This window comes from Paraliobacillus sp. X-1268 (assembly GCF_003426095.1).
In the GTDB taxonomy this organism is placed as follows: domain Bacteria; phylum Bacillota; class Bacilli; order Bacillales; family Amphibacillaceae; genus Paraliobacillus_A; species Paraliobacillus_A zengyii.
Window position 1 is genome coordinate 67980 of the sequence record NZ_QJSK01000012.1, and the last position, 13215, is coordinate 81194.

14 protein-coding genes are annotated in these 13215 nt (G+C 35.6%); 12 read left to right on the forward strand and 2 right to left on the reverse strand.

Translation table 11 applies throughout. The annotated features are described in order from the left end of the window. Window position 1 precedes the first annotated feature (1 nt). The 4 genes from dnaK (at window position 2) to D2K62_RS13055 (ending at window position 4950) form a co-directional block, all read left to right on the forward strand. Window positions 2–1843: a molecular chaperone DnaK gene (dnaK, locus tag D2K62_RS13040; protein WP_112181358.1), complete on the forward strand. Its 1842-nt coding sequence runs from the start codon at window positions 2–4 to the stop codon at window positions 1841–1843. 211 nt (window positions 1844–2054) lie between these two features. Next, a complete protein-coding gene (dnaJ, locus tag D2K62_RS13045) occupies window positions 2055–3176 on the forward strand; it encodes a molecular chaperone DnaJ (protein WP_112181357.1) in 1122 nt (373 codons plus the stop codon). Between the two features lie 65 nt (window positions 3177–3241). Continuing rightward, window positions 3242–4177: a 50S ribosomal protein L11 methyltransferase gene (gene prmA / locus D2K62_RS13050; RefSeq protein WP_117161591.1), complete on the forward strand. Its 936-nt coding sequence runs from the start codon at window positions 3242–3244 to the stop codon at window positions 4175–4177. Between the two features lie 20 nt (window positions 4178–4197). After that, on the forward strand, window positions 4198–4950 hold the full coding sequence (locus tag D2K62_RS13055) for a 16S rRNA (uracil(1498)-N(3))-methyltransferase (protein ID WP_117161592.1): 753 nt from the start codon (window positions 4198–4200) through the stop codon (window positions 4948–4950). 363 nt (window positions 4951–5313) lie between these two features. On the opposite strand, the gene D2K62_RS13060 is transcribed toward D2K62_RS13055, so the two are convergent. Then, entirely contained in the window at window positions 5314–6222 is a 909-nt protein-coding gene (locus D2K62_RS13060; RefSeq protein WP_112181354.1) for a Na/Pi symporter, read from the reverse strand. Window positions 6223–6406: 184 nt separating this feature from the next. On the opposite strand from D2K62_RS13060, the gene rpsU reads away from it, so the two are divergent. From rpsU to D2K62_RS13100, 8 genes are all read left to right on the forward strand, one after another. Further along, window positions 6407–6580, forward strand: a complete 174-nt coding sequence (gene rpsU / locus D2K62_RS13065; RefSeq protein ID WP_062319095.1) for a 30S ribosomal protein S21 — start codon at window positions 6407–6409, stop codon at window positions 6578–6580. A gap of 72 nt (window positions 6581–6652) precedes the next feature. Next, on the forward strand, window positions 6653–7099 hold the full coding sequence (locus D2K62_RS13070; protein ID WP_112181353.1) for a GatB/YqeY domain-containing protein: 447 nt from the start codon (window positions 6653–6655) through the stop codon (window positions 7097–7099). A gap of 249 nt (window positions 7100–7348) precedes the next feature. Next, a complete protein-coding gene (locus D2K62_RS13075; RefSeq protein ID WP_112182735.1) occupies window positions 7349–8659 on the forward strand; it encodes an NfeD family protein in 1311 nt (436 codons plus the stop codon). 27 nt (window positions 8660–8686) lie between these two features. Continuing rightward, on the forward strand, window positions 8687–9706 hold the full coding sequence (gene floA / locus D2K62_RS13080) for a flotillin-like protein FloA (RefSeq protein ID WP_112181352.1): 1020 nt from the start codon (window positions 8687–8689) through the stop codon (window positions 9704–9706). A 26-nt stretch (window positions 9707–9732) separates the two neighbouring features. Further along, complete coding sequence (locus D2K62_RS13085; protein WP_112181351.1) at window positions 9733–10200, forward strand: hypothetical protein; 468 nt, start codon at window positions 9733–9735, stop codon at window positions 10198–10200. 105 nt (window positions 10201–10305) lie between these two features. Then, window positions 10306–10605 carry a sporulation protein YqfC gene (yqfC, locus tag D2K62_RS13090; protein ID WP_369974651.1) on the forward strand — a complete coding sequence of 100 codons (300 nt, stop codon included), beginning with the start codon at window positions 10306–10308 and terminating at the stop codon, window positions 10603–10605. A gap of 47 nt (window positions 10606–10652) precedes the next feature. Then, window positions 10653–11882 (forward strand): sporulation protein YqfD, encoded by a 1230-nt coding sequence (gene yqfD, locus D2K62_RS13095; protein ID WP_117161593.1) that lies wholly within the window; start codon window positions 10653–10655, stop codon window positions 11880–11882. A gap of 3 nt (window positions 11883–11885) precedes the next feature. After that, on the forward strand, window positions 11886–12848 hold the full coding sequence (locus D2K62_RS13100; RefSeq protein ID WP_117161594.1) for a PhoH family protein: 963 nt from the start codon (window positions 11886–11888) through the stop codon (window positions 12846–12848). Here the strand turns inward: D2K62_RS13100 and D2K62_RS19185 are convergent. Beyond that, the coding region (locus D2K62_RS19185) for a transposase (protein ID WP_232828018.1) at window positions 12817–13215 on the reverse strand (399 nt) is incomplete at its 5' end. The genes D2K62_RS13100 and D2K62_RS19185 overlap by 32 nt on opposite strands.

Genomic DNA, 13215 nt, shown 5'->3' on the forward strand with positions numbered 1-13215 from the left:
CATGGGAAAAATTATTGGAATTGATTTAGGTACAACAAATTCATGTGTTGCAGTAATGGAAGGTGGAGAAGCAAAAGTTATCCCGAATCCAGAGGGTAACCGTACAACTCCATCAGTTGTTGCATTTAAAAATGGTGAACGTCAAGTAGGTGAAGTTGCTAAACGACAAGCAATTACTAACCCAAACACGATTCAATCTGTTAAACGTCATATGGGAACAGATTATAAAGTTGAAGTTGAAGGAAAAGAGCATACACCTCAAGAAATTTCAGCAATAATCTTACAATACATTAAGTCTTATGCAGAAGATTATCTTGGAGAAACTGTAGAAAAAGCTGTTATTACTGTACCTGCATATTTTAATGATGCTGAACGTCAAGCAACTAAAGATGCTGGTAAAATAGCTGGTCTTGAAGTAGAACGTATTATTAATGAGCCTACTGCTGCAGCATTAGCATATGGTATTGATAAAGCTGATCAAGATCAAACAGTTCTTGTATACGACTTAGGTGGAGGTACATTTGATGTATCTATCTTAGATATCGGTGAAGGTACTTTTGAAGTTGTAGCAACAGCTGGTGATAATCGTCTTGGTGGAGATGATTTTGATGAAGTAGTCATTGACCACTTAGTTGCAGAGTTCAAAAAAGAAAATGGCATTGATCTTTCAAAAGACAAAATGGCTTTACAACGTTTAAAAGATGCAGCTGAAAAAGCTAAAAAGGATTTATCTGGTGTTGCACAAACACAAATTTCCTTACCATTTATCACAGCAGGCGAAGCTGGACCATTACACTTAGAAATGAATTTAACTCGTGCAAAATTTGATGACTTATCTTCTGATCTTGTAGAACGTACAATGGGACCTACGCGACAAGCTCTTAAAGATGCTGGAATGAAAGCTAGTGAAATTAACAAAGTTATCTTAGTTGGTGGTTCAACTCGTATTCCAGCAGTACAGGAAGCAATTAAAAAAGAAACTGGTCAAGATCCATCTAAAGGAGTAAATCCCGATGAGGTAGTTGCTTTAGGTGCCGCAATTCAAGCTGGTGTATTACAAGGTGATGTTAAAGATGTTGTACTTCTTGATGTTACACCTTTATCATTAGGTATCGAAACAATGGGTAGCGTTACGACTAAGTTAATTGAGCGTAATACCACTATTCCTACAAGTCATTCGCAAGTGTTTTCAACAGCGGCTGATAATCAAACAGCAGTAGATATTCACGTCCTTCAAGGTGAGCGTGAAATGGCTGGAGATAATAAAACATTGGGTCGTTTTCAATTAACAGATATTCCACCTGCACCACGTGGAGTGCCACAAATTGAAGTATCATTTGATATTGATGCAAATGGTATAGTAAACGTTCGTGCTAAAGATCTAGGTACAAACAAAGAACAATCCATTACAATTAAATCTTCTTCAGGTTTATCTGATGAAGAAGTTGAAAAAATGGTAAGAGATGCTGAGGAAAATGCTGAAGAAGATAAAAAACGTCGCGAAGAAGTTGAACTTCGTAATGAAGCTGACCAGCTAGTATTCCAAACAGATAAAACAATTAAAGATCTAGGCGATAAAGTTTCTGATGAAGAAAAAGAAAAGGCAGAAACAGCCAAAGATGAGTTAAAAACGGCATTAGAAGCAGATGATCTAGAAGAAATCAAAACGAAGAAAGATGCATTAGAGGAACAAGTTCAAGCACTTTCTGTTAAATTATACGAGCAAGCTCAAGCAGATGCTGAAGCAGCTCAGGGTGAAGGTTCTTCTGATGATGATGTTGTAGATGCTGACTATGAAGAAGTTAAAGATGAAGATAAAGAAGAAGAAGATAAAAACAAATAAGAAACAAATAAGTTAGTAAATTGGAAAAGTCAAAGTCAGGTTTTACTTGACTTTGACTTTTCCTCTATATATTACTACTTGATAAAAATTCAAATATATAAAAATAATATAAATAGCATAAAATGAATCATTTGAATACTATTTGCTCTCATAAGAGCATCAATGTTATGATAAAATCTATGTAAAGAAGAGTCGGGAGAGTGATCAGTCAGTGAGTAAAAGAGATTATTATGACGTATTAGGCGTCTCAAAAGGTGCCTCAAAAGAAGAAATTAAAAAATCATATAGAAAATTAGCACGTAGTTATCATCCAGATGTAAACAAAGAAGAAGGTGCTTCGGATAAGTTTAAAGAAGCAAAAGAAGCATATGAAGTATTAAGTGACGAACAAAAACGTGCACAATATGATCAATTTGGTCATGCAGGACCTCAAAGTCAAGGATTTGGAGGCGGTGGTGCAGAAGACTTCGGTGGATTTAGTGATATATTTGATATGTTCTTTGGTGGAGGCGGACGTAGACGTGATCCCAATGCGCCAAGACAAGGTGCAGACTTACAATACACAATGATTTTGGAATTTGAAGAAGCTATTTTTGGTAAAGAAACGGATGTTGAAATTCCAAGAGAAGAAGAATGTGATACGTGTGAAGGAACTGGCGCTAAACCAGGTACTAAGGTGAAAACATGTTCACATTGTAATGGTTCAGGACAATTGAATGTTGAACAAAATACACCATTCGGCCGTGTTGTTAATAAGCGCGTTTGTAATCATTGTAATGGATCTGGAAAAATAATTCCCGAAAAATGTAAAACGTGTGGTGGAAATGGAAAAGTTAAAGCACGCAAAAAAATCCACATCAGTATTCCAGGAGGTATCGATGAGGGACAACAAATTCGCGTTACTGGTCAAGGTGAGCCAGGAGTAAATGGTGGACCTCCAGGTGATTTATACGTTGTCGTGCAAGTTAGGAGTCATGAGTTCTATAAAAGAGATGGAGATCACATTTTTTGTGAAATGCCAATAACTTTTGCTCAAGCAGCACTTGGTGATGAAATAGAAATTCCTACTGTACATGGAAAAGTTAAATTAAAAGTTCCAGCTGGAACACAAACAGGTAAAACATTCCGTCTTAAAGGTAAAGGTGCGCCCAATGTCCGTGGATATGGTCATGGAGATCAACATGTGCAGATGCGTGTGATTACACCTACAAATTTAAGTGAACAACAAAAAGAACTGTTGCGCGAATTAAATGAAGCAAGTGGAGATCAACCAACAGATGAACATGATGACTCATTTTTTCAACGTGTGAAAAGGGCGTTTAAGGGCGAATAATACTTATCATGTTTTCGGTATATTTTGTCCATGTTTAATAAAATCACAAGAAAAGAGTTGATTTTTTGAAGTGGTCTGAATTGTGTATCCATACTACTAATGAAGCAATCGAGCCAATTTCAAACATTTTTCATGAAGCTGGGGCTAGTGGTGTAGTTATTGAGGATTCTGAGGATTTAATGAAGGAACGGAATACAGATTTAGGAGAAATGTTTGAACTTGATCCTGTCGATTTTCCGCAGGAAGGTGTTATGTTAAAAGCTTATCTTCCTTTTAATAGTTTCTTAGGTGAGACTGTCGCTGAAATCAAACAAGCAATCAATAATCTATTGGCATACGATATTGATTTAGGTTCAAATCATATAACCATGAGCGAAGTGAATGAAGAAGATTGGGCAACTGCTTGGAAGAAGTATTACAAACCGGTTAAAATTTCAGAGAAGATAACAATAACACCTACATGGGAAGATTACCATGCCGTTTCGACTGATGAAATAATTATTGAATTAGATCCAGGAATGGCATTTGGAACAGGTACACATCCAACAACGGTTCTAAGTATGCAAGCATTAGAACGATATGTGAAAAACGATGATCTTGTGTTAGATGTGGGTACTGGTTCCGGTGTACTAAGCATTGCAGCGATATTACTTGGGGCAAAGCATGTATATGCCTATGATTTAGATGATGTTGCAGTAAAAGTCGCTATCATTAATGCTAAAATTAATAAGGTTGAACATGCTATTGAAGCAAAACAAAATAATTTACTCGATAATGTTTCGCATCAACCGGATATTATTGTATCTAATATTTTGGCGGAAATTATTATGCGTTTTGAAAAAAGGGCTTACGAAGTTTTAAAGCCAGGAGGTATTTTTATCACCTCTGGAATTATTCAGGCAAAGAAACAAGATGTGAAAGAAGCCCTACTAGAAGCTGGATTTGAAATTATTGAGATTAATCAAATGGAAGACTGGATTTCAATTATAGCTAAGAAATAGGAAGAGAGTAGGAGCGTCATATGCAGCGTTATTTTGTATCGGCCACTGGATGGTCAGACATGCATGTCACTATAACAGATGACGATATCCATCATATCACCCGTGTGATGCGGATGGAAGTCGGCGATAAGATAATTTGTAATCACCCTGATGGGAAAGCTGCAGTATGTGCGATCAAATCAATGGACGATGATAAGATAGTTACAGAGATTGTGGAGTGGCAGAGACAGACGGTTGAGTTACCCGTTCGTGTTACAATTGCACAAGGCTTACCAAAGGGTGATAAGTTTGAATTAATCTTACAAAAGGGTACAGAGCTTGGTGCAGCTGGATTCATTCCATTACAAGCAGAACGTTCAATTGTAAAATGGGACGAAAAGAAAGCAAGTAAAAAAAATGAACGCTTTCAAAAAATTATTAAAGAAGCTAGTGAACAATCTCATCGCACATTATTGCCAAAGATTGAAAAAGTAGCTTCATTACAAGATGTAATTGAGATGAGTGCAAGTTTTGACCATAGACTAGTAGCTTATGAAGAAACAACCAGAGACATACCTACAAGTAAGCTAAGTTATTTTTTAAAACAGATGGTACCCTCAGAACAAGTTTTGTTGTGTATAGGTCCTGAAGGTGGATTTTCTGAAAATGAAATAATCGCACTTAAAAATGCTGATTTCCAATCGATTCGACTTGGTCCTCGTATACTACGTACAGAAACTGCGGCTCTATACGCTTTAGCAAGTCTGTCGTATCATTTTGAAGAATTAGAATAGAAATAATACTAGCAGCGTGAAACAGGCAATTGGGTTTGGTAACTAGTAAGTCTTATAATTTTAAGAAGATGAAGTGAAATTTACTGTGTGCTTATCTTCTAATCATACGTTTGTTTCATCCTATCAACTTGATGGAATGATCCAACGTAGTATTTTAAATTACTTTAGATATGGCTGCATCAGTAAATGGATTCCCTTTAAAAGTTAGCTGAATATGTGCTTGTGGTATTTTTCTGAAAAACTACATATATACTTAAATTAAGCGGTTCACTAAACAACTTGTTGGAAAGCATGTGGTGTTAGACATAAACAGCTTGGCAATTGCCAGGCTGTTTATTGTTTTTTTAATTAAGTAACTTTTATTTATCTAGCAATGTACTTTTCGAATAATGGAACAAAAGGAAGGACAATAAGAACTGAAAATACATTAAAGACGACAGATATATGAGCTAATTGCATACTGCTGTTATTCGCTAAGTGAAGTGCAATTAAGTTGAAAATTGGTAGTAAAGGTATCGCAATGATAACCGTTATAAGATTAAATGCAGTATGTGTTATGGCAACAAGTTTAGCTTCTCTTTTAGCTCCAAGTGTAGCAATTAATGATGTCACGCATGTCCCGATGTTTGATCCTAATATAATTGCAATCGCGCTAGATAGAGGTAAGAGTTCTTGTTGCATCATACTTAGCGTTAATCCAAATGTAGCGCTGGAAGATTGAATAATACCACTGATAACAGTTCCAATTATAATACCAATACTAGGTGATGTCTCTGTTAAACTAAGTCCTGCTAATATTAGATGATTACTAGCCACCAAAGTAGCTAAAGATTCAAATCCGTCTAAAGAAACAAAGATTGTTGATAGGCCTACAAGAATACATCCAGTATAGAAGATGTTCTTTTGAGGGAATAATAGCAAGAATAAACCAACAACAAGCCAAATCAAAAATGGAAAAGCGTCGCCAAAGACGAGAATTTCTCCAGTCATTGTCGTTCCGATATTTGCACCTAGAATTATGCCAATAGTTTGTCGGAAACTTATTACACCAATCGTTACAAAACTTATCGTAATGACTAATACAACAGAACTACTTTGCAGAAGAAATGTGGCAATGATTCCAATTAAGATACTTCCAAAAACATTTTGCGTACCTTTAGTAAGCCATTCTTCTATTCTTGAGCTCATAAAGAAAGTTAAACCAGTTTGTAATAGGCGCATGCCCATATAAAACAAAAGTAGAAAAACGGATAATAAAGATAATAATCCCATAGTACAGTCACCTCTAATCTACTATATGGACAAGGTTATTTGATCATGCTTATAACAATTAATTTATTATTTTAAAAAACAAAAGTTGACCTAGAAAAATCCTTATATTATAATACCTGTAAGGCATATGTGCATACATATGTCGCATTAAACTGTTGAATGCTTCGGAGGGAGGGAAATTAGCATGTCAAATACAACTCGCGTTCGTAAAAACGAGTCTCTTGAAGATGCTCTTCGTCGCTTTAAACGCAGTGTATCAAAATCTGGTACAATGTCAGAATATCGTAAGCGTGAATTTTATGAGAAGCCTAGTGTTCGTCGCAAGAAAAAATCTGAGGCGGCTAGAAAGCGTAAGTAATCTTTGATTGCAAGTAGGGAATGAAAAAGATATTTTCTTTTGATTTTCCTTTAAAAGAGGGTGTAGAAACGAATGTTATTAACAGAACGTCTCAACCAAGATATGAAAATAGCAATGAAAAGTAGAGATAAAGAAACACTAAGCGTTATTCGTATGGTGAAAGCATCTTTACAGAATGAAGCAATTAAACTTGGAAAAGACGCGTTAACAGAAGAAGAGGAATTAACCATCTTATCTAGAGAGTTAAAGCAAAGAAATGATTCCCTCCATGAATTTAAAGAAGCTGGAAGAATGGATCTTGTAGAAAAATTAGAAGTTGAATTAGATGTTTTACAAGTATATATGCCTGAACAGCTATCAAATGAAGAGCTTGAAGAAATCGTTTTGCAAACCATAGAAGAAGTGAATGCTACTTCAAAAAAAGAAATGGGTAAAGTGATGGGTGCGCTTATGCCGAAAGTAAAGGGCAAAGCAGATGGCACAGTAGTCCAGAAGTTAGTGCAAAAACACTTAGCATAATTACACATTTTGTGATTTTGTGAAGATTTTATAAAGCAAATAATCCCCTATCATTTAGTCGTGATAGGGGATTATTTTTGTTGTAGATGTTATACTATGTAAAGGTTGTTCAAAAATAGACTATTAAAGGGTTTAAGTCTAATTAAATTTCAACTATTGATTTAACACTTTCTGAAACTTAAGTGTCGCCTAATTCGTATACATAAGTGTGAAGAAAGGGGGGTTAAAGTGAATATAGTTAAAAGTGTTATGTATAGTATCCTCATTAGTTTACTGTTTGTTATTGTTGGATCCATACATACACAAGGTGTAAGTGCAGCAGAAAATGGGGATGGAAAATTAGTTTATGTTATCCCAATTGAAGCGGAAGTAGAACGTGGTTTGGAAGCGTTCTTACGTCGAACTACAACAGAAGCAGCTGAAGCTGATGCTGATCATATTATTTTCGAACTCAATACTCCTGGCGGGCGTGTAGATGCTGCGACTAATATTGGTGGGTTATTACAAGACCTAGAAATTGAGACAACTTCTTATATAACAGTTCAAGCTTTATCTGCAGGTTCTTATATTGCTCTAAACACTGATAATATTTTTATGAAGCCTCAATCAACGATGGGGGCAAGTGGAGTGATTAATTCTGATGGATCTGAAGCTGCAGAAAAGGCACAGTCAGCTTGGTTTGAGTCTATGACTAGTGCAGCAGAATCAAAAGGAAGAGATCCACTGTATGCACAAGCTATGGCAGACAAAGAAATTGATCTGCCAGAATACGACGCCCCAACTGGCACGTACCTAACTTTAAGTCCCTCTGATTCAGTTGAAGTTGGTTATGCAGAAGCGGTTGTTAACCATCGTACAGAGCTTTTAAGTCAATTAGGTTTATCAAATGCAAAAATAGTCGAAATGGAAGTAACCTTTTCTGAAGGAGTAGCCAGATTTCTAACAAATTCAGCAGTTGTTCCTATTTTATTATCGCTTGCAAGTATCGGACTAATTGTTGAGTTATTCTCTCCTGGATTTGGGATACCTGGTTCGATAGGTATTACATCTCTAATATTATTTTTTTACGGACACATTGTGGCTGGTTTTGCTGGCTATGAGGCGATCATATTATTAATAGTAGGTATGGTGTTAATTTTTGCGGAAATATTTGTTCCTGGAGGTATAATTGGATTTCTGGGAGTTGGTGCAGTTGTAGGTTCTTTATATATGTCGACTGATAATGTGGTTCATATGAGTATGAGTATAATGATCGCATTCGTAGTTGCAATTATTACTGCAATTGTATTGATTAAAACGATTGGTTTAGAGAAGGGTTTTTTAAGAAAGATAATATTAAATGATGCAACTACTACTGAAAAGGGTTATGTATCTTCAGTTAATAAACTAGAATTAATTGGCATGGAAGGTACAACGGTGACACCTCTTCGGCCTGCAGGTACAGCACTTATTGGTAATGAACGAATAGATGTTGTATCAGAAGGTGGCTATATTGAAAGTCAGCAAAAGGTAAAAGTAGTTACATCAGAAGGTTCAAGAATTGTGGTTCGACAAGTTTAATTTACTAAATAGTAGGAGGAAGATTATATGTTTATCTTAGGAAGCACTAACTTTGATGCAGTGGGTGACTTTGTCCCACTAATCATTATTGGAATTATTGTTATTGCAGTTGCGATTCTTTTTACATTTATTCCAGTAATGTTATGGGTAAGTGCATTAGCAGCTGGTGTTAAAGTTAATATTTTCACACTAATAGGTATGCGTCTACGTCGAGTAGTACCAGCCCGCGTCATTAACCCGTTAATTAAAGCACATAAAGCGGGTCTGGCTGTCAATACGAATCAATTAGAAAGTCATTATTTAGCTGGTGGTAATGTGGATCGAGTAGTTAATGCACTTATTGCTGCACAACGAGCAAATATACCACTTGAGTTTGAACGTGCTGCTGCAATTGATTTGGCTGGTCGTGATGTATTAGAAGCAGTTCAAATGAGTGTAAATCCAAAAGTAATTGAGACACCTTTTATTGCCGGTATTTCCATGGATGGTATTGAAGTAAAAGCCAAAGCAAGAATTACCGTAAGAGCTAACATTGATCGACTTGTTGGTGGTGCTGGTGAAGAGACAATTATTGCGCGTGTAGGCGAGGGAATTGTAAGTACAATTGGTAGTTCAGCGAGCCATAGTAAAGTTCTAGAAAACCCGGATTCAATCTCACAAAATGTTCTATCAAAAGGTCTAGATGCAGGTACAGCATTTGAAATATTATCCATTGATATAGCAGATATTGATATTGGTAAAAACATTGGTGCGATGTTGCAAACAGATCAAGCCGAAGCAGATAAAAATATTGCACAGGCTAAAGCGGAAGAACGTCGTGCAATGGCTGTTGCAGAAGAACAAGAAATGTTGGCTCGTGTTCAAGAGATGCGTGCAAAAGTTGTGGAAGCGGAAGCAGATGTACCACGTGCATTAGCAGAAGCATTACGTTCTGGAAATATGGGTGTAATGGATTATATGAATTACAAAAATATAGACGCGGATACAGATATGCGTGATTCTATTGGGAAATTATCGAAGGATGATTCCGATTCAGAAGATGAATAAATATTTATCTTGAAAGGAGAGGTCTTATGGATGGCATTTTACCCTTTCTTATGATGTTATTTGCAATTGGTGGAGGTCTAATAAGTTTATTTGGAAAAGACAAGGAAGAGGAAGAGAATAAACCTGTTAGAAGAACAGAAACTGTGAAACCGATTGAGCGTAACGAAGAACGTCAAACTTCAAATAAACAAACTACTGCTATGGAGGATTATTCTAATAAGAAGCAAGAACAGCTAGAAAAGTTAAAGTCTAACTTAGCTGTTGATCCGAATTTGTATAACAAAGATGGAGCTATTAGTGATAATCCTTTACAAGAAGTAGTGAGATTAGATAAGAAAATTACAACAAAGAAAAACAGAACGACGAAAATTTCTTTAAGAAGAAATATATCAAGAGAAGGTTTAGCTGAAAGTGTTGTTATGGCAGAAGTTCTTGGTGCACCAAGATCTAAAAAGCCGTATCAAACTAAATCTTACGTGCGAAATCAAAAGTGAATCATACTATAAAGAAGAAAAGCTTCACCTGTAAAAAGGTGAGGCTTTTCTTTGTTCTTATATGATTTGTACCTTCATATATTGATAGAGGAGGAGGGTGTTTTGATGAATGAGTGGCAGAAACGTGTTGGAAATTGGTTAAGTAATCATCTGCAACTACCTTCTGATGTTGTATTGGAGTTACCAAGAATTACAACAATCGGCCAATTCCATGCTTATATAGAAAATCATCGAGGATTAATTGTCTTTACTGATCAAGAATTACAACTGAAGTTGAAAAAAGGGGCGTTAAAAATAACTGGGAATAAGCTTGTGATTAAAACACTACTACCTGAAGAAATCTTAATAGAAGGTACGATTGATACCATTATGTTTCTAGAACATAAAAACGAAACTATTAATTAAAAGTATGTGTTGTATGATAGTACTTTTCTAATGAGGGAGGAGAAAAAATGAAACAGGAACAAGGTACTTGGATTCGAGGGTATTTAACTATACATGTAATTGGGAGTCGACCAGAGCTTTTTTTGGATCTATGTGCCAGAAATGAAATTTATGTCTGGGATATACATAAGATTGATAAACAAACATGTGTTGCAAACATATTTGTGAAAGATCTTTTGAAAATAAAGAAAATAAGGAAAAAAACACGTTACAAAATACAGTTTAAAAAAAGAACAGGTCTTCCATTCACTTGGAAGAAGTTTAAAAAAAGAAAGGCACTTATGTTTGGTATCGTTTTAAGTGTTCTTTTTGTGTTTTTTTTATCTAATATGGTATGGAAAATTGAGATTGATGGTGTAAGGCCTGAGGTAGAAAAACAAATTAGAACCTCGCTAAGGGCAAACGGCGTTTATCCAGGTGTATTAAAATTCTCAGTTGAATCACCAAGTAAATTGCAACGATTGGTTCTAGACAATAATCCAGAACTATTATGGGTTGGTGTCAAAGAAAAAGGGACAACCTATACGTTAGAGGGTGTTGAGAAAACCACTATATCTGAACAAGAAGTGAAAAGTCCTAGTAATATTGTAGCGAATAAAAGTGGTGTAATTGTAGATATGTATGTTTCAAAAGGAAAACCGCTTGTAAAGATAAATGATTTTGTTGAAAAAGGAGAAATATTAGTAGCAGGAGACTTGAAAACCGCAGATGCTATCGATGAAGAGAAGGGAGAAGAAAATGAGAAGGAGGAAGGCGAATATCAAATTGCAGCAGAAGCAGAAATCTATGCGAATACATGGTATGAATCCACTATCTCAGTGCCAATGGAAGTCACCTACCAAGCAATAACAGGTGAAGTGAATAATAAATATTATTTGGGTGGAAATAATCAGAAGGTTCCAATCTGGGGGTTTTTCCAAGAGGAATATCAGTCCTCACGAATTGAAGAAGAGCAAAATTCTATTTACTTTTTTCAATGGGAATTACCAATATATTTTTACAAAAAGGAAGTATATGAACTTGAAGAAGTGGTAGAAAAAAGATCAGAAAAAGAAGCGAAAGAGTTGGGGATTAGACAAGCCAAAATTGACTTACAAGAAACATTGGGACAAGCTGCAGAAATAACAAATGAAAAAATTTTGCATGAAGCTTCCGAGAATGGTAAAGTAAAATTAGAGCTATACTTTACTGTTAAAGAAAATATAGCAAAAATACAAGACCTATCTCAAGGAGATTAACTTATGCCAGAAGCGTTACACTTGATCGATTTAGAAATTAAAGATCCAAACGAAGCACTAAGTTTATTCGGTGCTGAGGATAAGCATTTAATTCAAATTGAAAACCAATTACAAGTATCTATTATTACCAGAGGTGAAAAAGTACGGGTTTCGGGTGAACAAGAAGAAATTGCGCTAATTCAAGAGATACTTGATGCATTATTAAAAGTAATCAGAAAAGGATTATCCATTTCTGAACGAGATGTTGTGTATGCAGTTGAATTAGCAAAAAAAGGTAAAATTGACCAATTTGAAACTTTATTTGAAGACGAAATTACGAAGAACGCCAAAGGAAAGTCAATTCGCGTTAAAACTTTAGGACAACGAAATTATGTAAATGCATTAAAAGCAGATGATTTAGTTTTTGGAATTGGTCCTGCTGGTACTGGTAAAACATATCTAGCAGTAGTAATGGCTGTTCAAGCATTAAAAAGTGGTTTAGTTAAGCGAATTATTCTATCTCGTCCTGCAGTAGAAGCCGGTGAAAGCTTAGGGTTTTTACCTGGTGACTTAAAAGAGAAAGTTGATCCTTATCTAAGGCCGTTATATGATTCATTACACGATGTATTAGGAACTGAACATACAGTTCGACTAATTGAACGAGGTACCATTGAGATTGCTCCTTTAGCCTATATGCGGGGTAGAACGTTAGATGATGCATTTGTTATTTTAGATGAAGCGCAAAACACGACACATGCTCAAATGAAAATGTTCCTGACAAGACTAGGGTTCGGTTCAAAAATGGTTGTAACGGGTGATATTACACAAGTTGATTTACCACGTGGCGTACAATCTGGATTAAAGGCTGTCGAATCAAGATTAAGTGGAGTAAAAGGCATTTCCTTTATTTACTTACAACAAGCTGATGTTGTACGTCATCCATTAGTTCAGAAAATTATTGATGCATTTGAAGAGTCTTACCCCTAATAACAGAAGAAAAAGAGGCTGGGACATAACTAGCCAAAATAACGAAAAAGATTCCGATCATCTTAGGAAGATGGTCGGAATCTTTTTTTGTTGGATTATTTTCAGGATTTGTTGCACCATGCGCATGCTTAGCCGTGTACTTTCTCAAGTTCACCGCCATGAATGCAAATCCTAATTCATTTTCCACTTTCTTCTTGCCTCTTACTGACATACGAGTGAAACGCAAATTAGCCTTCAAAAATCCGAAGACTGGTTCTACATCTATTTTTCGTTTGCCATAGATTTTACCGGTTTCTTTTTCTGAAAGCTGCTGTTTTGTGTATGCTTTTTGTTGTTCCCATTTTTCATTATAATAAATTTTTCGATT